Here is an 18090-nt window from a genome sequence, read left to right as displayed (position 1 = left end):
ACTGTCGAGGGGAAAGGACGTCAGCGCGTCGTGGAGGGGGGTGCGCGGGCCGGGGCCCGGCGCGGGCGCGGCTGCGGAGCCGCCGGAGCGTGGCCGGCCGCGGCGCCGGCCGGTCGAAGGGCGCCGTCCGGTTCCCAGACGGGCGGCAGGACGGCCGGATGCGCCGGCGCGGCGGGTGTGCCGCGGGCGGGGTGCAGGCGCGGCAGGACCGGGTCCGTCCCGGCGTGGACGGTCGGATCGGCCACAGGCTGAACGGCCTGGGCGGCCTGATCCGGCCGGATATGGGCGGCCGGGCGTGTCAGAGCCGGGCCCGGCCCGCCGCGGGCGGCCTGGCCCGCCACGGCCTGGACGGCCGGGCCGCTCCACCAGGCCGCGGGAGCCACGCCGGTGGGGTGGGCGTCAACGGCGGGCGGCAGGAGCACGAACGCCGAAAACAGCAGGAGCAGGACGGCGGGCACTCTGCTGCGCACGTCTCCTCCTGATCGGCGGGAAAAAGGGGGGGTGTTGCGGCCACCGTACCCCGGCGCGACCCCGCCCGCGCCGGCGGTCCGCGGCGGGGGCGGCGCCGGAACAGGGCCGGGAACGGGAACGGAGCCGAACCGGAACGGGGCCGGGACGAATGGACATGCCTTTTCGCAGCGTCTGGGCTATGGTCGGCCTCATGACCGGGCCGTGGCGCAGCGCAGCGGGAGGGTCCGTCGCGGCTGTCGCCGTGATGGGCCTGGTTCTGCTGTCCCTGCTGCTGTCCGGCTCGCCCGGCGCCTGGAGCGCCGGGAAGCACGCCCACCCGGCGGCGCCCTCGTCCGGCCCGGTGTGGGGTCCGGGCACGTGGGACGACGCGCCGGCGAGCCTGCCGCCGCAGGCCGCCGGGGTCCGTGAGCACCACGTGCCGTCGCTGTGGCCGTCGCGCGGCGAGCGGCAGGAGGACGCCGCCCATCTGGCGCTGCCGTCGTCGCCGGGCCCGGACACGGACGCGATCCGTGATCCGCAGCAGTTCGCGCACCGCACCGCGGGGTCGCGCAGCCCGCCGGCCGGCGTCTCCTCGATCTAGGTCCCGTCCTCGCGGGCCGCTCCGCCCGGGTTCCGCCCTGGCGGGCCGTTCCGCCCGCCGCTCCGGCCGGTCCCGCCGGCCGCGGCCGCCGTCATCCGCCGGTTCGCCCTGAGGGTGCGTCCGGGAACGCGTCTCCGTCCTGTGGGACGCGCGTCCGGGCCGCGCCTTCGCCGCCCTGCGCCGCCTTCGCCCCGTGGGGAGGCGGTACGGCCGGTGCGCGGCGAGGAACCGCGGGACGGGACCTGGCGCCGTCTTCCGTCCCTCCGGTGTCCTCCGGCCGTCCGCGCCGCGGGGCTCCGGCGCCGTGCGCGCCGGATCCCCACGCCCGCCTGCCGCGGCACCGGGACTCCGCCGTGACCCCGCCGTGAGCGGGGCGAGCCTGCTTTCGGTCACACGCTAGGAGCGATCACCGCCATGGCCGATGTCAGATCGATCCACACCCATCCGCGGCACCTCGAACAGCCCCCGGCCCGCCGGGGCTTCGTGGCGCTCGACGTGGGCACCGCGCGCACCCGCTCGATGTCGTCGGGCGGATGCGCCGTCGCCGACCGGCCGTCGGCGATCACCGGCGGCCCGTCCGGCGTCCCGGGCCCGGTGCGGCCCCTGCGGCACGGCGTGGTCGCCGACCCCGCGGCCTACCTGCGGCTGGTTCGGCTGGTGCTGCTGGAGGCCCGCTGGTCGGGCGCCTGGCCGCCGGAGCGGGTGCTGGCCGGCGTGCCGGTGACGGCGACGCCGGATGACCGGCGGGCGGTCGGCACCGCGGTCGCCGAGGTCGCCGGGTGCGAGGCCACGCTGGTGGAGGGGCCGCTGGCCGCGGCCGTCGGCGCCGGGCTGGACATCGCCGGTCCCCGGCCGTGCCTGCTGCTGGACGTGGGGGCGGGCCTGGCCGAGGCCGTCGTCATCGACGGAGGGGTCATCACCGACGCCGCCGTCCTCCAGCTGAGCGCCACGACCGGCACCGGCCTGCCGCTGTACGCGCTGGACGGCGTCGTCGGCATGACGGCGGGCCTGCTGCGCCGGCTGCCCGGCCGGCCGCGCCCGGCGGGGCTGGTCGTCACCGGCGGAGGCGCCCGGCAGGCACCGCTGCTGGAGCGCCTGCGCGCCGCGCTGCGGGTGCCGGTCGGCGCCGCGCCCGAACCCGGGCACGCCACGATCCGCGGCCTGGTGAGCCTGTGCCTGCGGCCGGACCTGGAGGCCCGGGCCACCGCCGGCGGCCGCTGAGCCGCCTCGGCGCCCGCCCCCTCGTCCAGGGCTCCTCCGAGCCCCCTCATCCCGATCGGCGCCGTCCGCGGTGGCCGATCGCCTCGGTACCCATTGTCATCAGCGTCACCAGGAAGGAACTCTCACCATGACCGACATCGGCCAGACCTCTCACCTCAGTGGCGTCCAGCTGCAGGCGCTCCGCCGGGACCTGCGGGAGCAGCTGGAGCGGCGCACCCAGCAGGTGCTCGGCCTGCGGGCCGAGGCGCAAGACAGTGCCGGCGCCGACGGCACCTGGCAGGAGCTGGTGGCCTCCCTGACCGCCGCCGACCGCGCCGTCGCCGAGCTCACCCGGGCCCTGGAGCGGCTGACGGACGGCACCTACGGCCGCTGCGCCCACTGTGAGGCGGGCATCCCGTTCGAGCGGCTCGAGATCCGGCCGCTGGCCCGTTACTGCATCTCCTGCCAGCGCGTGCACGAGGCCGCCTGACGGCTCCGCGCAGCCAGACGGCTCGCACGGAGTGGCCGCGGGAGGAGGAACAATGTGGTCATGCGAGCGAGCCGTCTGCTGTCACTGCTGCTGCTTCTGCAGACCCGGGGACGGCTGACGGCCACCGAGCTGGCCCGGGAGCTGGAGGTGTCGGTCCGGACCGTCTACCGGGACGTGGAGGCGCTGTCGTCGGCCGGGGTGCCGGTGTACTCCGACCGCGGCCCGGCCGGCGGATACCGGCTGCTGGACGGCTACCGCACCCGTCTCAACGGCCTGACCGCCGAGGAGGCCTCCTCGCTGTTCCTGGCCGCGCTGCCCGGCCCCGCCACCCAGCTGGGGCTGGGGGAGGTGGCCGCCAACGCCGAGCTGAAGCTGCTGGCGGCGCTGCCGCCGGAGCCGCGCTCGCACGCCGCCCGGATGCGTGAGCGCTTCCACCTCGACGTGCCCGGCTGGTACAACGGCGCCGACGAGGCGCCGTTCCTGGCGGAGGTCTCCGAGGCGGTGTGGGACCAGCGGCCGCTGCGGATGACCTACCGCCGCTGGGGGCCGCGCGACGTCGAGCGGGTGGCCGAGCCGTACGGGCTGGTCCTGAAGGGCGGGACGTGGTACATGGTGGCCGCCGTGGACGGGGGAGAGCCGCGCACCTACCGGGTGTCGCGGATCGTCAGCGCCGAGGTGCTCGCCGGGCGGTTCGAACGGCCCGCCGGGTTCGACCTGGCCTCCCACTGGGAGCGTTACGCCGCCGACTTCCGCCGCCGGATGTACACCGCCGAGGCGGTGGTGCGGGTGGCGCCGGGACTTGAGGGCCTGCTGCGCTACACCGTCGGCGACGACGCCGCCGACGTCGCGCTGGGCGGAGCGGGAGAGCCGGACGAGCGGGGCTGGACGGTGGTGCGCCTGCCGATCGAGTCGGTCCGGCACGCCCGCTGGACGCTGCTGCGCCTGGGCACCGACGTGGAGGTGCTGGAGCCGCCGGAGCTGCGGGCCCTGATGGCCGAGACGGCCGCCGCGCTCGTCACCCTGTACGGCGAGGCGGGCGGTTAGGCGGTCGCCCGCGCCGATCACGGCCGCGACGATGAGGGGGTGTGCCCTCCGGTGCTCAGAGGGCATGCGGGGCGGCGGTGCCGCCGTTCAGGCACTCCGCCCCTGACCACGTCCCCGGCCGTCAGGTGGCGGAGGGCCGAGGTGCCGACCTCGGTGTCATCGCCGCTGAGACCGGCGTCGCCGGCGACGCGGAGGCGGTCATCCCCGTCACCGCGGTGCGTGGACGGACACCGGTTCCGCCGGCGGGGATGACAGCGGACGCACGTTCGTGATCGACGAGGTCACGTCCGGGGTGTGGCGGTGGCCTGCGGCCCTTTGGCGAACTCCCGCACGATGCGCTCGCAGAAGACCGGCAGGTCGTCGGGCGACCGGCTCGTGGTGATGTTGCCGTCGGTGACGACCGGCTCGTCGACCACGTCGGCCCCGGCGTTGCGCAGGTCGGTGCGCACGCTCGGCCACGAGGTCAGCCGGCGGCCCCGCGCGACGTCGGCCTCGACGAAGTTCCACGGGCCGTGGCAGATCGAGGCGACCGGCTTGCCCGACTGGACGAAGTCCCGGACGAACCGCACCGCAGCGGGGTCCATCCGCAGTTTGTCCGGGTTCACCGTCCCGCCCGGCAGGAGCAGCGCATCGTAGTCGTCGACCGACACCTCGCCGACCAGCCGGTCCACCGGGAAGGTGCCGGCGTCCTCGAGGTCGTGGTCGCGCGCCTGGATCTCGCCGCTGGTGATGGACACCACGACGGTGCGGGCGCCGGCGTCGTCCAGCGCTCGCCGCGGCCGCTCCAGCTCCACTCGCTCCACCCCGTCGGCCGCGAGGATGGCGATCCGGCGTCCGTTCAGCTCTCCGGCCATGTCAAGCACCCGCCCCCGCCGTCGCCGGGTGCAGGACGACCTTCGTCCAGCCCTCGTCTCGCTTGTCGAAGTGCTCGTAGGCCTCCGGCGCACGGTCGAGGGGCAGCTCGTGGCTGACGATGAAGGACGGTTCGGCCTTGCCTGCGGCGATCAGGTCGCGCAGCTGCCGGTTGTACTTCTTGACCGGGGCCTGGCCGGTGCCGATGTGCTGGCCCTTGAACCAGAACATGCCGTAGTCGAAGGCGAGTTTGCCTTGCTTGGCCAGCTCGTCACCGGCTCCGGGGTCCTGGGGCACGAAGACGCCGACGGCGCCGATCTTCCCGGTGAAGCGTACCGAGGCGACCAGCCGGTTCATTGTCAGATCGGGCTTCTCCCGGCCGTCGGGCTCGTGCGCCTGATAGCCGACGCATTCGCAGCCGTTGTCCGCGCCCAGCCCCATCGTCTCGTCAAGAACGGCCTGCACCGGGTCGACCTTCGAGTCGTCGATGGCGATCGCGCCGATCGATTCGGCCAGTCGCAGCCGGTCGGGGTGGCGGTCGACGATCATCACCTTGCTCGCCCCTCTGATGGTCGCTGAGAGGGCGGCCATCAGCCCGACCGGGCCCGCGCCGTAGACGACCGTCTGGTCGCCGGGCTTCACGCCGGCCATCTCGGTGGCGTGGTAGCCGGTCGGGAAGATGTCGGAGAGCATCACGTAGTCGGTCTGGCGCTCCTCGGCGTCCTCACCCAGCCGTAGGCAGTTGAAGTCCCCCCAGGGCACACGCAACAGCTCAGCCTGTCCGCCGCCGTACGGGCCCATCTCGGCGAAGCCGTACGCGGCGCCGGCCATTTTCGGCTCGGGTTGGGCGGTCAGGCAGTAGTTCGTCAGCTGACGCTCGCAGTTCTTGCAATGCCCGCACGCGATGTTGAACGGCAGGACGACCCAGTCGCCCACCCGGACCTTGTCGACCCCGTTGCCGACCTCGATCACCTGACCGAGGTTCTCGTGTCCGAACGAGCGGCCGGGCTCGAAGTCGGTCCGGCCCTCGTACATGTGCAGGTCCGAGCCGCAGATGTTCGCCGATGTGATCCGTACCAGGACGTCGGTCGGCCGCTCGATCCGCGCGTCCGGCACATCCTTGACACTGACCTGTCGTGGTCCCTCGTACACCACTGCCTTCATGCCCACCTCCCCGTCGCAGGCGCCTCCCTTCCCCCCGGGCGGTCCCTTCAGGGTCGAATACCCCCCGAAAACCCCCTGAACCCACAGTTGGATGCGTTCGGTGTCCATACGGTTGCTCATCGTCATGATGTGGGGGGTCCGGAGCGGTGGTCTGATCCCGCGAGGGCCATACGGGACGGCGCCACCGAGCGGTGCCGGAGAACTACGCGGCGATCCGCCGCCGCCGCCGGGGCCGGGGCCGCTGGACGGTGATACCCGCCGCGTGCGAATCGCGACACCGCCATGGCGGCCACGGAGGTCTCTTTCCGGCCCGGAGTCACTCTCCGGTCTGGAGGTGGTCGTGGATCAGCCGTACGGCCATGGCGCCTTCGCCGACCGCCGCGGCCACCCGCTTGATCGACCCGCTCCGCACGTCCCCGGCCGCGAACACGCCCGCCCTGCTCGTCTCCAGCGGGAACGGCCGGCCGGCGGAGTCGGGCGTGCCTTCCTTACCTGACCGGGCGGCGTCCGCGCCCGTCAGTATGTAGCCTCGCGGGTCGAGTGCGATCTCGTCGGCCAGCCAGGCGGTGTACGGCTCCGCGCCGATGAAGACGAACATCGCGCGTGCCTCGACCGTGGAACGCTCGCCGGTGACGTTGTTCTCGGCGACGACCGCGGCGAGCTTCCCTTCCCCCGTCAGCTCCCGGACCTCGGTGTTCAGCATGATCTCGATCCGGGAATGCCGTTCGATCTCGGCGGCCAGATAGCGGGACATGTTCCTGGACAGCGTGTCCTCCCGCACGAGCAGCCGGACGTGAGCGGCGTGCCCGGCCAGGAAGAGGGCCGCCTGGCCGGCCGAGTTGCCTCCTCCTACGACGACGATCGGGTCGCGCTCGCACATCTGGGCTTCGAACATGGTCGCCGCGTAGTAGACGCTCGTGGGCTCGAACCGCTCCAGGTTCCGCACGTCGAGCCTCCGGTAGCGGACACCGGATGCGATGAGCAGGGCGCGCGCGTGGATCGTGCCGCCCTCCCGCAGGGTGACGATGTGGTCGCCCGCGTCCAGGCGCAGTCCGCAGGCCTGTGCGGGGACGCGGAAACGCGCGCCGAACTTGGCGGCTTGGATCACCGCCCGCTCCGCCAGTTCGCCGCCGGAGATCCCGGACGGGAAGCCGAGGTAGTTCTCGATCCGCGAGGAGGTGCCCGCCTGGCCACCTGTCGCGACATCGTCCAGGACCACCGTCACCAGGCCCTCCGACGCCCCGTAGACCGCCGCCGCCAGCCCCGCCGGACCGGCCCCGACGACGAGCAGGTCGCATCGGGTCTGCTGCACCTGTGGTGCGGGGAGCCCGATCGCGCGGGCCAGCTCCGCGTTGCTCGGGTTGCGAAGCATCCTCTCGCCACCCCAGATCACGACCGGGGTCTCCTGCGGGGTGACGCCCATGCTTCGCAGGAACCGCTCCGCCTCCTCGTCCTGCTCGAGGTCGATCCACCGGTGAGGCAGCCGGTTGCGTGCCGCGAACTCCCGCAGCCGCCGGGAGTCGGCCGAGAAGCGGGAGCCGATGATGCGGAAACCCGCCCCCAGTCCGATGAGCATCGTGCGGCGGATGAGATAGGCCCGCAGGATGAGGTCGCCGAGTGCCGGGTCCTCGGCGACCAGGCGGCGGAGCGCGTCCGCCGGCACGGCGAGGACCTCACCGTCCTCGGCGACCACGCCGGTGACGAAGCCGACCTGGCCGGTGAGCACGTTGAGCTCTCCCAGGAACCGGCCCGCCCCGTGGACGCCGATCACCTGATCGTCGACTCCGAATCCTTCGACCGTCGCCACTTTGCCGGCCAGGACCGCGAAGAATTCGGTGCACGGGAGGCCTTCCGCGTACAGGACCTCGTCCTGGCGGACCCGGCGCCGCTCGCCGTGCGGGGCCAGCGCCTGGAGCTGCGCGTCACTCAGCCGCGGGTAGGCCCCCTGCGGGTCCGGCGTCTCGCGGAGCTCAGGCGGCCAGCGCATCGTCCACCCATTCGCGGAGGACGGGAGCGGGCGCCGCGCCCGCCCGCCGGGTGACCACCCGGCCCTGATCGATCATGACAAGCGTCGGGACGGCCTGTACGGTGAAGCGTTCGGAGAGCCGGGGCGCCTCGTCCACGTTCACCTTCACCAGCTTCAGGCGGCCGGCCAGATCGGCCGCGACCTGCTCCAGCGCCGGGCTGACCAGGCGGCACGGCCCGCACCAGGGCGCCCAGAAGTCGACGACCACCGGGATCCGGGCCGCCTCGACGACCTCGCCGAAGTCGTCGTCCCCCGCATCGGTGATCCAGGGAAGCGGCTGGTGGCAGTTGCCGCACCGCGGGATCCCCGGAGCGGCACGGGGCAGCCGGTTCTTCCGTCCGCATTTCGCACATGGGACGACGCTCGCGTCCCTGACCTGTGCCCGCATGGTCAGACCTCCGGATTCTCGTACGTCACCGAGGGTGTGCCGCCGGTCAGCGCGACATGGACGACCGCCCCGTCGAAGGCGTCGCCGACGACCGGTTCACCGGTCTCGGCGGCCGCTCGGTGAGGAGCCGCTGCTCAGCTTTCTTCACATCCCGAAGCTATCTCCGCCGCCGGAGGCGCTTCACGGCGCCCCCGACGCCGACCGGTGACCATCTCCGCGTGTGATCCCTTTCTGCCGTGTTCGTGTGTTCTGAACGTGAAGGAGGGTTCGATGGCCGACCCGGCACTGAACGGGATATAGCTCCCATTTGTCGCATAACCCGATATATGGCGCATGTTGTCGCGCGACAACGGGTAGTCAGTCCTGGGATTTCTCCCGGCTACCGGTGAGGGGCGTCAATGGCCACCAGTGATCAGCGTCGGCCGGAGATCGTCGTCGGACTCGTGGCGACCCCGCCCGACTATCCGGCCCAGGTGGTCGCGCGGCTCACCGCCGAGCTGGCCGACCGGCTCGCCGAGCGGGTGGACCCGGACGTGCGATGGACCGTCCGGGAAAGTTGGGGCGACGTGGCTCCCCGCCGCGACGGCGGCGTCGAGGCGCTACTCGACGATCTCGCCCGCCGCCGCGCCGAAGCCCGGTGGGACGTCGCGATCTGCCTGACCGATCTGCCGCTGCACACCGAGCGGGTGCCGCTGATCGCGCAGGCGTCCACCCGGCGCCGGGTCGCGATGGTGTCCTTGCCCGCACTGGGGCTGGGCCAGTTGCGAGCGCTCCGCGCGGCCGTTCCGGGGCTCGTGGGCCGGCTCCTCTCCGACGCTTCCGACGAGCGGGTGCCGGCCGGGCCGGCTGGCCGGGTCGCCGCCGTTCACCGGGTGGTCGGCGGGGCCGATGCCGGGGAGCTGGGCTATGTCGCCTCGCGGCTGATCGGGCGGCTGCGGCTGGTGATCGGAATGGTCCGGGCCAACCGCCCGGGGCGCGCCCTGCTGGGTCTGTCCAAACTGCTGGTCGGCGCCTTCGGCGCGGCCGCGTTCGCGCTCACGACCGACACCATCTGGCAGATGGGCGACGCGCTCGGCGGACTCCGCCTCACCGTGATCATGCTTTTCGGGCTGACCGCGCTGGTGGCCTGGCTGATCGTCGCCCACGACCTGTGGGAGAAACCGGACCGGGAGACACCGGCTGAGCTGGCCCGGCTGTTCAACCTGGGCACGGTCCTCACCCTCACCCTGGCCGCCTCGGTGTCCTATCTGGTGCTGTTCATCGGGACGATACTCGCCGCGGCACTGCTGATCGACACATCCGTGCTGGAACAGACCCTGCAGCGGCCGGTCGCTTTCACCGACTACCTGACACTGGCCTGGATCATCAGCTCGCTGGCCACCGTCGGCGGTGCGATCGGCTCCGGGCTGGAGGACGAGGACACGGTGCGGGCCGCCGCCTACGGCTACCACCCCGAACCCGGCGGCTGGCAGGAGGACAAGGACACGTAGTCCCCGCCCCGGGGCAGGGCCCGTCCGCACCTCCGGGCGGGCATCGCGGACCAGTGCCGCCGGGCAGACCCGCATCGGGCCACCGCGCTCGCCGCGACGGCCCGATGCGGGTGGCCGTCAGGGTTTGAGAACGACCTTTTCACAGTCGTCCTGCTTGTTCTTGAAGAGCTCGAAAAAGCAAGAGGGGGCGCGCTGGGACGGCGAACCGCGGATCGCGGGTAGGAACACGAAGGGTCACGGGCGCGGGGCCGGTGACCGTACCGGGTGCGGGGGGCGTGATGGCGGTGTGGCCGGGGGGAGTGGCGCGGCCGGAGCGGGTGCCGGCTGGGGCGTCGGCCGACGGGACGGGGATCGTGGTGGGGGCGGGGCCGGTGACGGTGGACGTCTACCTCGATTTCCTGTGCCCGTTCTGCCGGAGGTTCGAGGAGTCGGCGGGGCCGGTGGTGGAGCGGCTGGCGGTGGACGGGGTGGCGAGCGTGGTGTATCACCCGATGGGGTTTCTGGACTCGCTGTCGCCGGACCGGTATTCGTCGCGGGCGGCGGCGGCTTCGGGGTGCGCGGCGGACGCGGGGAGGTTCGTCGAGTATGCGCGGGTGCTCTTCGGGTCGCAGCCGGCCGAGGGCGGGCCGGGGCTGTCGGATGAGGAGCTGGTGGAGGCGGGGGAGGCGGCCGGTGTGGAGAGCGGGTCGTTCGGCGGGTGTGTGCGCTCGGGGGTCTATTCGGAGTGGGTGGGGTTCGTGACGGCGATGGCGGGCCGGGCGGGGGTGGAGGCGACGCCGTCGGTGCTGGTGGAGGGGTTGGTGGTGTCGGCTGATGCGTCGTCGATCGTGGGGGCTGTACTGGAGGCCGGGCGGGGGTGAGGTGGAGGTCGGAGGTTTTTCACCTCATATGGGTTTTTTAGGGCTTCTTACTATTTTCCCAGGTTATTGGGGCTTTTAAGTGTCCATGAGGTTGGCATGGACACGGGACCCTTGCTGCTGATGGTGGTGGCCGCGGCATTGGTCTTCGCCTTCACCAATGGATTCCATGACACGGCGAACGCGGTGGCGACGTCGGTGGTGACGGGGGCGTTGCGGCCGTACGCGGCGGTGGGACTGTCGGCCGCGTTGAACTTCGCCGGGGCCTTTCTGTCGTTGAAGGTCGCGGCGACGGTGGCCGGGGGGATCGTGGACAGCGGTGTGATCACGTTGCCTGTGGTCTTCGCGGGGCTGATGGGCGGCATGCTGTGGAATCTGGTGACGTGGTACCTGGGGATGCCGTCGAGTTCGTCGCACGCGCTGGTCGGCGGGCTGGTGGGGGCGGCGTTCGTGGCGGTGGGGGCGTCGGCCGTCAAGGGGGTGGGGGTGGCGTCGCTGGTGCTGTTGCCGGCGTTGCTGTCCCCGGTGGCGGCGATGCTGGTGGCGGGCGCCGGGTCGCGGGTGGTGCGGCGGGTGACGCGAGGAGTGCCGGCGAGGGTGCGGGAGCGGGGTTTCCGGGTGGGGCAGATCGGTTCGGCGTCACTGGTGTCGCTGGCGCACGGGACGAACGACGCGCAGAAGACGATGGGTGTGATCATGCTGGCGCTGGTCACCGGGGGTGCGGCGGGTGCGGGTGAGGATCCTGCGGGGTGGGTGGTGGTGAGCAGCGCCGCGGCGATGGCGGCGGGGACGTTCGTCGGGGGGTGGCGGATCGTCCGTACGGTGGGCCGGAGGTTGGTGCGGATCGGGAGCATGGAGGGGTTCGCGGCCCAGAGCGGGTCGGCGGCGTTGATCCTGGTGGCGTCGGATTCGGGGTTTCCGTTGTCGACGACGCAGGTGTGCTGCGGTTCGGTGGTGGGCGCGGGGATGCGCCGGGGGGCGTCGAAGGTGCGGTGGCGGGTGGTCACGGGAGTGGCGGGGGTGTGGCTGATGACGTTGCCGGGGGCGGCGGTGCTGGGGGCGCTGATGTGGTGGGGATCGCAGTGGGTCGGTGGGACGCAGGGGGTGGGGCTGATGTTCCTTCTGGTGCTGATGGCGGGGTTCTGGCTCTACGTGGCGGCTGATCGGCGTCCGGTGAACGCCTCCAATGTCAACGCCGAGCGGGCGGGGCACCGGATGAAGTGGGAGGAGGAGGGGGTGTGACGGTGTTCGCCGGGGAGCTGGGGGAGTTCCTGCGGGTGGTGGTGGTCGCGTTCGCCGGCGGGGTGGGATGGGTGGCGGTGTACGCGCTGGGTTTGGCGGGTGTCTCGGCGACGCGGCGGGAGCGGGGGTGCCGGTCGGCGGGGTGGGTCTGTGCGTCGGTGTGTTTCCTGACGGCGGTGGCCGGGGTGGCGGTGGGACTGTGGCTGATGCTGACCGGCCAGGGGAATGCGGGGTGAGGGGGCGTGACGGGCGGTTAAGCGGTTGCCCGCGCCGATCACGGTCGCGACGATGAGGGCATGTTCCTCCTGGCTTTCATCGGTTCGTGTTTCGTGGTCGCGATGGTCCCCGGCGCCAGCACCGCGATCATCCTGCGGCAGACGTTGCGCGCCGGGCGGGCCCGGGGGCTGGCCGCGGCCGTCGGCAACGAGACGGGCATCCTGCTGTGGGCGCTGGCCGCCGCGTTCGGCCTGTCGGCGCTGGTCGTCGCCTCGGAGGTGGCCTATGACGTCATGCGGGCGGCAGGGGCCGCGGTGCTGCTGCTCATGGGCGCCCAGTCGCTGTGGAACGCCCGGCGTCGGCGGGAGGGGCGGGACGGCGGTGGGGGAGGGGAGGGGCCCGTGGGCGAGAGCGGCGGGGGGCTGCGGCGCTCCTACCTGCTGGGGCTGAGCACCTGCCTGGCCAACCCGAAGGCGGCGGTGTTCGCGATGTCGTTCCTGCCGCAGTTCGTGCCGTACGGCGCCGACGTGCCGCTCACGCTGACGATGCTCGCGGTGGTGTGGGTGCTGGTCGACACGGTCTGGTACGGGTTGTTCATCTGGATGGTGGGGCGGGCCCGGCTGGTCTTCGGGCGGCCCGCCGTACGGCGCCGCCTGGAGGCGCTGTCGGGGGTGGTGCTGATCGGTTTCGGTCTGCGGCTGGTGACGGAGAGCCGCTGAGGGCGGGACCGGGCCGCTGCGGGGATCGTTCGCCGATTTCATGATCTACTTTGTAAAGGTCATCACTTAATGCAAAAAATCAGTAAATAGCGACTAAAGACAGCCTCAACCAAAAAGGGCCGTCGGTGCCGGTGGAGGGGTTGGTGGTGTCGGCTGATGCGTCGTCGATCGTGGGGTGCTGGGTGACACGGGGAGGTGGTGCCGTCGTTCATGGGTTCCCGGTCGCTGTAGGCCTGGTGGTGACGGTGACGATCAGAATGGTCAGGATGAAGGCGGCCAGTGCGGTCAGGGTGCGCAGGGTGTGGAACAGTTCCCATCGTTGGAAGATCTGGGCGTGGTTCTCCGGGATCGGGTTGAGGACCCATTTCCGGAAGTGGGCGTGCAGGGGGACGTTGCCGAAGACGGTGATCAGGAGTGAGGTCAGCGTCAGTGCTCCGGCGCCGAGTGCCATGCGGCGGGTCAGGCCGCGGCGGGTGATCGCCAGGCCGAAGGTGGTGAGGATGGCCAGTGCCATCGCGCTCTGCATGACCGGCTCGTTGACGTTCATCATCGTGGTGTGGAAGGTCAGGCGTACGTCGAGTGGGACGGCGTGGAATGTGGGGATCACGTTGGCCGCACCGTATCCGAAGGCGCCCGCGAGCAGGCCGGTGGCCAGTAGCGCCGCCGCGTGGATGTATCCGGCTGGGGTTCTCATGACCGGTAATCGTTGTCCGGTCCGGGTTCGGTGGCGTCCTGCCCGTGGAGTCCTCTGCTCTACTCCTCTGCGCTGCTCGGGCCGGGTTCGGTGGCCTGGCGGGCTACGACGTGGGTGGTAGTCGGCGGTACGCCGGTGGATGGGCGGGGTGTGGGGGGTTTTCAGGCCGGGGGGTGGCGGATGACGGCGATGGGGGCGTGGGAGTGGTGGAGGAGGATGGAGGTGGTGGGGCCGAGGGTGGCGGTGCGGCGGGCGGTGGCGCCGGCGACGACGAGTTCGGCGTTGTGGGAGGCGTCGATGAGGGCTTTGGCGGGGTGGGTGTGCAGGGTTTCTTCGGTGAGGGTGACGTCGGGGAATTCCTCGCGCCAGCCGGCGAGGGCTTCTGCGAGGAGGAGGGTTTCCTCCTGGCCGACGGCGTCGATGTCGTAGACGAGGGGCTGGGGGCGGCCGGGGGTGGCGTGGGGGTGGGTCCAGGCGTGTACGGCGTGCAGGGGGCGGCCGCGTAGCCGGGCTTCTTCGAAGGCGAATCTCAGGACGGGTTCCTGGCCGGGTTCTCCGGTGGCGCCGACGACGATGTGGGTGCTCTGGCAGGGGGGTGGGGGGCCGACGACGATGAGGGGGCAGGGGCAGCGGGTGGCGAGGTCGCGGCTGACGGAGCCGAGGAGGAGTCCGGCGAAGCCGCCGCGGCCGCGGGTGCCGACGGTGAGGAGTTGGGCGTGGCGGGCGGCGTCGGCGAGGGCTTCGGCGGCGGGGCCGTCGAGGATGTCGGTGGTGACGGTGTGGACGTCGGTGCCGGTCTGGGCGCGTTCGGCGGCTTGGCTCAGGAGTTCCCAGGCGGTGGCTTCGGCGGCTGCTCCCCAGTGGTGGGGCTGGGGGGCGAGGGGGACGTCGTTGGTCCAGCGCAGGGCGGTGTGGGCGATGAGCAGGGGTGCTTTTCTGAGGGCGGCTTCCTGGGCGGCCCACATGACGGCTCGTAGTGAGGGGGCTGAGCCGTCGGCGCCGGCGATGACGGGTTGTGTCATGGTCCCTCCCGGCCGTGGGGGTGGTTCTTTCAGGGTGGTGGCCGGGGGTGGGTGGGGGTAGGGGCGAAAGTCCCCCGGGGGTGGTCAGCGCCAGATGCGGCGGCCGGAGAGGTGTTCGGCGGTGACGACGATGTAGTGGTCGCGTTGTCCGGGTGCCCAGGGGGTGAGGGGCAGGGCGGCCAGGTGGGTGATCTCGTCGGGGTCGCGGGCGGCGCGGGCGCGGCCGACGGCGGTGACGGACCAGCCGGTGCGGGTGCGGGGGTCGAAGTCGTCGGCTTCGAAGGCGACGACGGTGTGGCGGGTGGCGGCGGCGAGTTTGGAGCCGGCGTTGGTGCGGATGACGATGTCGCCGTGGTGGAGGCAGAAGTTGACGGGCTGGACGGCGGGCAGGGCGCGGTCGGTGAAGACGATCCGGCCGATGGGGGTGGTTGACAGCAGTCGCATGCACTCCTGGCGGGAGAGTACGTGCAGGCCGGCGGAGTCGACTGTCATGGGGTCCAGGGTGCCGATCGTGTGGGGTGTGGGGTAAGGGGCGAAGGTCCTGTCATTCGTGGTGGTCGGCCTTGAGGCGGGCGGCGAGGGCGGCGGCTTGGGTGCGGCGTTGCATGTTGAGTTTGGCCAGGAGGTTGGAGACGTAGTTCTTGACGGTCTTCTCGGCGAGGTAGAGGCGTTCTCCGATCTGGCGGTTGGTCATTCCTTCGCCGATGAGTTCGAGGATGTGGCGTTCCTGGTCGGACAGGGCGGCGAGGGGGTCTTTGCGGGCGGCCTGGTCGCGCAGGCGGGCGAGCATGGAGGCGGTGGTCTGGGGGTCGAGGAGGGATTGGCCGGCGGCGACGGTGCGGACGGCGCCGACGAGGTCGGAGCCGTGGATCTGTTTGAGGACGTATCCGGCGGCGCCGGCCATGACGGCGGTGAAGAGGGCTTCGTCGTCGGCGAAGGAGGTGAGCATGAGGCAGGCGAGGTCGGGCATCTTGGAGCGGACTTCGCGGCAGACGTCGATGCCGCTGCCGTCGGGCAGGCGGACGTCGAGGACGGCGACGTCGGGTTTGAGGGCGGGGATGCGGGCGATGGCGGATTCGGCGGTTCCGGCTTCGCCGATCACGTCGATGTCGCCTTCGGATTCGAGCAGGGCGGCGACGCCCCGGCGTACGACTTCGTGGTCGTCTACGAGGAACACGCGGATCATAGGTGCACGGTAGCGGCCGGGCGGCGGGGGTGGTAGGGACGAAGGTCCCGGGTTGGGCGTGGGTGGGGCGAGGGTTGGTCTGGGGGGTCTAAGGTCCCGGGCGGGGGCGTCAAAAGACCCTGGCAGGTGGGGTGTGGCGCACCGAACGCTGGAAATGGGGCGAATGCTGGGGATTGTGAATGTCGGCCGCGGGAGGTGGCCCGATGCGCTGCGTTACTCGGTGGGTGAGGTGTCACCTGAACCTGCACCGGTTCGACGGCAATCCGCTGCGCAGGGGTTCGGACCGGCTGGAGACGGTGGCGTTGCTGGTGGCCGTCGCGTTGTTCGTGGCGTGCCTGTGGCCGGCGATGGCGCTGGGCCGGCAGGTGTACGCCGGGGGGATGCGGGCGGAGCTGAGCGGTCCGGGGCATCGGGTGCCGGTGAGCGCGCAGGTGGTGGATGGGCCTAAGGCGCCGGAGACGGGGCCGCAGTGGCGGTTGCGGACGGTGCGCTGGAGCACGGCCGAGGGGGTGGTGCGCACGGCGCGGGTGACGTTGCCGCCGGATGTGCGGGCCGGGGCGGGCACCCGGGTGTGGCTGGATGCCTCGGGGCGGCCGACGTCGGCGCCGCAGAGTCACGTCAAGACGGTCCTGGACACGGTGTTCGCGGTGGTGACCTTGGTGGGGTGGGCCGCGGCGCTTCTGCTCCTGGGGCTCGCGGGGGCGCGGGGGCTGTTGAACCGGCACCGGGCGGCCGAGTGGGAGCGGGCGTGGGCGCTGGCCGACCAGCGCTGGCGTCGCAGGCGGCAGGCGTGAGGTGCGCGGGGGCGGTGTGGTTCTTCCCGGCCGCCGGCCGGGTTCGCGAGGAGGGGGATCGCCCTTTTCGTGTGGGGGCGCGAGTGGAAAGGGTGTGCGATGAAGGCTCAGGTGGGGGACCGGCTCATCGTTGAGGGGGCCCATACGGGTGAGGGGCGGCGGATCGGGGTGATCGTGGAGTTGCGTCATCCCGGTGGGGAGCCGCCGTATGTGGTGCGCTGGGAGGGCGCCGAGCACGAGAGTCTGGTGTTCCCCGGTCCGGACGCGCATGTGGAGGCCGGGCGGGGGCGTGAGGCCGTACTTCCGGCGCCGTGATCGGCGCGCCGGTCGGCGCCGCCTCCTTCGCTTCGTGGGTGGGGGTGGCGTCGGCCGGTGGGTTTTTCCCGGGGCGGGGTGGTCCGTCCGCGCGGTGGCGGGTGGGTGCGGCCCGAAGGTCCCGGTGGGCGGGGGGCGAAGGTCTCTGGACCGGGGCGCGGCGACGGTTCAGGCTTGAGGGGTGAATCCGACGCTGCGTCTGGGACGCGTGGCGGGGGTGCCGGTGGGGGTCCACTGGTCCGCGCTGCTGATCGTCGCGCTGATCGCGATGATCCTGGGTACGGCGGTGCTGCCCGTCTCGGCGCCGGGGCTGGCGCCGCAGCTGTACTGGGTGGCCGCCGCGGTGACGTCGCCGGTGTTCTTCGCCTCGTTGCTGGCGCATGAGCTGGCGCACGCCCTGGTGGCCCGCCGGGCGGGGGTGAGCGTGAAGTCGATCACGCTGTGGCTGCTGGGCGGGGTGACGGAGTTCGAGGGCGAGGTGGGCTCGCCGCGGGCGGAGCTGCGCATCAGCCTGGCGGGGCCGGTGACGAGCGCGGTGGTGGCGCTGGTGGCGCTGGCGGTGTCGGCGGCGGCGCGGGGGGTGCCGCTGGTGTGGTCGGCGCTGGTGTGGCTGGCGACGGTCAACGGGGTGCTGGCGGTCTTCAACATGCTGCCGGGTGCGCCGCTGGACGGTGGCAGGGTGCTGCACGCGGTGCTGTGGCGGCGTTTCGGGGACCGGGGGCGGGCCGACCGGGTGGCGGCGCGGGCCGGGCAGTCGCTGGGCATGGCGCTGATCGCCGCGGGGGTGGTGCAGACGCTGGTGTGGTCGCCGATCGGCGGGTTGTGGACGGCGCTGGTCGGCTGGTTCCTGTCGGGCAGCGCCCGCGGTGAGGGGATGGCCCGGGCGGCGCAGGCGGGTCTTGAGGGGCTGAGCGTGCGGGAGGTGATGACCGCCGGGGTGGATCAGGCTCCGGCGTGGCTGGAGGTGGGCGTCTTCGCCGAGTCGGTGGCGCTGCGGTCGGCGCAGAGCGTTTTTCCGGTGGTGGACTTCTCCGGCGCGCCGGTCGGCACGGTGTCGCTGGCGGCGTTGTGCGCGGTGCCGGTGGAGCGGCGCGGTGAGGTGCGTGTCTCGCAGGTCATGCGGCCGTTGCCGGCGGGGCGGGTGCTGCAGGCGCAGGATCCGGCGGTGGGGGTGCTGTCGGCCGGCGGTGGGGAGGTGGCCGCGGTGGTGTGCGAGGGTGGGCGGGTGGTCGGCATGGTCACCGCGGCGGACGTGGCGAGGATCATGCTTCAGGCGTCGCTGCGTGCCGGGACGAAGGTGCCGGGCCGTCCCGGTTAGGCGCGTCCCGCCGGTCCGCCAC

At 72.5% G+C, this 18090-nt stretch carries 21 protein-coding genes; 12 read left to right on the top strand and 9 right to left on the bottom strand.

Features of this window, described 5'->3' with window-relative positions:
- Positions 1-20 precede the first annotated feature (20 nt).
- Positions 21-470, bottom strand: a complete 450-nt coding sequence (locus tag ACZ6W9_RS33420) for a hypothetical protein (RefSeq protein WP_470121332.1) — start codon at positions 468-470, stop codon at positions 21-23.
- Between the two features lie 191 nt (positions 471-661).
- Here ACZ6W9_RS33420 and ACZ6W9_RS33415 point away from each other — a divergent pair, with 191 nt between their 5' ends.
- The 4 genes from ACZ6W9_RS33415 (at position 662) to ACZ6W9_RS33400 (ending at position 3785) form a co-directional block, all read left to right on the top strand.
- On the top strand, positions 662-1051 hold the full coding sequence (locus tag ACZ6W9_RS33415) for a hypothetical protein (RefSeq protein ID WP_389968538.1): 390 nt from the start codon (positions 662-664) through the stop codon (positions 1049-1051).
- Positions 1052-1465: 414 nt separating this feature from the next.
- Entirely contained in the window at positions 1466-2272 is an 807-nt protein-coding gene (locus ACZ6W9_RS33410; RefSeq protein ID WP_389968536.1) for a rod shape-determining protein, read from the top strand.
- Positions 2273-2399: 127 nt separating this feature from the next.
- A complete protein-coding gene (locus tag ACZ6W9_RS33405; protein ID WP_389968534.1) occupies positions 2400-2741 on the top strand; it encodes a TraR/DksA family transcriptional regulator in 342 nt (113 codons plus the stop codon).
- 60 nt (positions 2742-2801) lie between these two features.
- Positions 2802-3785: a helix-turn-helix transcriptional regulator gene (locus tag ACZ6W9_RS33400; protein ID WP_470121329.1), complete on the top strand. Its 984-nt coding sequence runs from the start codon at positions 2802-2804 to the stop codon at positions 3783-3785.
- A gap of 281 nt (positions 3786-4066) precedes the next feature.
- Here ACZ6W9_RS33400 and ACZ6W9_RS33395 read toward each other — a convergent pair whose 3' ends face one another.
- From ACZ6W9_RS33395 to trxA, 4 genes are all read right to left on the bottom strand, one after another.
- Entirely contained in the window at positions 4067-4639 is a 573-nt protein-coding gene (locus tag ACZ6W9_RS33395; protein ID WP_389968530.1) for a type 1 glutamine amidotransferase domain-containing protein, read from the bottom strand.
- A 1-nt stretch (position 4640) separates the two neighbouring features.
- Positions 4641-5801 (bottom strand): glutathione-independent formaldehyde dehydrogenase, encoded by a 1161-nt coding sequence (locus ACZ6W9_RS33390; RefSeq protein WP_470121327.1) that lies wholly within the window; start codon positions 5799-5801, stop codon positions 4641-4643.
- A 316-nt stretch (positions 5802-6117) separates the two neighbouring features.
- On the bottom strand, positions 6118-7788 hold the full coding sequence (locus ACZ6W9_RS33385; RefSeq protein ID WP_389968526.1) for an FAD-dependent oxidoreductase: 1671 nt from the start codon (positions 7786-7788) through the stop codon (positions 6118-6120).
- A complete protein-coding gene (gene trxA / locus ACZ6W9_RS33380; protein ID WP_389968524.1) occupies positions 7772-8215 on the bottom strand; it encodes a thioredoxin in 444 nt (147 codons plus the stop codon). Before trxA ends, ACZ6W9_RS33385 begins: the two co-directional genes overlap by 17 nt.
- A gap of 398 nt (positions 8216-8613) precedes the next feature.
- On the opposite strand from trxA, the gene ACZ6W9_RS33375 reads away from it, so the two are divergent.
- The 5 genes from ACZ6W9_RS33375 (at position 8614) to ACZ6W9_RS33355 (ending at position 12739) form a co-directional block, all read left to right on the top strand.
- Positions 8614-9705, top strand: a complete 1092-nt coding sequence (locus ACZ6W9_RS33375; protein WP_389968522.1) for a DUF2267 domain-containing protein — start codon at positions 8614-8616, stop codon at positions 9703-9705.
- Positions 9706-9983: 278 nt separating this feature from the next.
- Positions 9984-10565, top strand: coding sequence for a DsbA family protein (locus ACZ6W9_RS33370; protein ID WP_470121324.1), 582 nt, complete (start codon positions 9984-9986; stop codon positions 10563-10565).
- 96 nt (positions 10566-10661) lie between these two features.
- Positions 10662-11804, top strand: coding sequence for an inorganic phosphate transporter (locus tag ACZ6W9_RS33365; RefSeq protein WP_389968519.1), 1143 nt, complete (start codon positions 10662-10664; stop codon positions 11802-11804).
- A complete protein-coding gene (locus ACZ6W9_RS33360) occupies positions 11801-12040 on the top strand; it encodes a hypothetical protein (protein WP_389968518.1) in 240 nt (79 codons plus the stop codon). Before ACZ6W9_RS33365 ends, ACZ6W9_RS33360 begins: the two co-directional genes overlap by 4 nt.
- A 60-nt stretch (positions 12041-12100) precedes the next feature.
- Positions 12101-12739: a LysE family translocator gene (locus ACZ6W9_RS33355; RefSeq protein ID WP_389968517.1), complete on the top strand. Its 639-nt coding sequence runs from the start codon at positions 12101-12103 to the stop codon at positions 12737-12739.
- Positions 12740-12947: 208 nt separating this feature from the next.
- On the opposite strand, the gene ACZ6W9_RS33350 is transcribed toward ACZ6W9_RS33355, so the two are convergent.
- The 4 genes from ACZ6W9_RS33350 to ACZ6W9_RS33335 form a co-directional block, all read right to left on the bottom strand.
- The gene (locus ACZ6W9_RS33350; protein ID WP_389968516.1) at positions 12948-13433 is read right to left on the bottom strand and encodes an anthrone oxygenase family protein; all 486 of its coding nucleotides are present in this window, start codon (positions 13431-13433) and stop codon (positions 12948-12950) included.
- Between the two features lie 161 nt (positions 13434-13594).
- On the bottom strand, positions 13595-14455 hold the full coding sequence (locus ACZ6W9_RS33345) for a universal stress protein (RefSeq protein WP_389968514.1): 861 nt from the start codon (positions 14453-14455) through the stop codon (positions 13595-13597).
- An 84-nt stretch (positions 14456-14539) separates the two neighbouring features.
- Entirely contained in the window at positions 14540-14947 is a 408-nt protein-coding gene (locus tag ACZ6W9_RS33340) for a pyridoxamine 5'-phosphate oxidase family protein (protein WP_389968512.1), read from the bottom strand.
- A gap of 52 nt (positions 14948-14999) precedes the next feature.
- The gene (locus tag ACZ6W9_RS33335; RefSeq protein WP_179828590.1) at positions 15000-15641 is read right to left on the bottom strand and encodes a response regulator transcription factor; all 642 of its coding nucleotides are present in this window, start codon (positions 15639-15641) and stop codon (positions 15000-15002) included.
- 224 nt (positions 15642-15865) lie between these two features.
- Between ACZ6W9_RS33335 and ACZ6W9_RS33330 the strand changes: the two genes are divergently transcribed.
- The 3 genes from ACZ6W9_RS33330 to ACZ6W9_RS33320 all read left to right on the top strand — a co-directional run bounded on the left by ACZ6W9_RS33330 (position 15866) and on the right by ACZ6W9_RS33320 (position 18068).
- On the top strand, positions 15866-16435 hold the full coding sequence (locus ACZ6W9_RS33330) for an Rv1733c family protein (RefSeq protein WP_470121321.1): 570 nt from the start codon (positions 15866-15868) through the stop codon (positions 16433-16435).
- A gap of 99 nt (positions 16436-16534) precedes the next feature.
- The gene (locus tag ACZ6W9_RS33325; protein WP_362944498.1) at positions 16535-16750 is read left to right on the top strand and encodes a DUF1918 domain-containing protein; all 216 of its coding nucleotides are present in this window, start codon (positions 16535-16537) and stop codon (positions 16748-16750) included.
- Positions 16751-16931: 181 nt separating this feature from the next.
- A complete protein-coding gene (locus tag ACZ6W9_RS33320) occupies positions 16932-18068 on the top strand; it encodes a M50 family metallopeptidase (RefSeq protein WP_470121319.1) in 1137 nt (378 codons plus the stop codon).
- The last annotated feature ends 22 nt before the right edge of the window (positions 18069-18090 follow it).

The organism is Streptosporangium sp. NPDC053982, assembly GCF_055585205.1.
The sequence above is the reverse complement of the archived record's forward strand: the minus strand, read 5'-3'. Positions and strand labels throughout refer to the sequence as shown.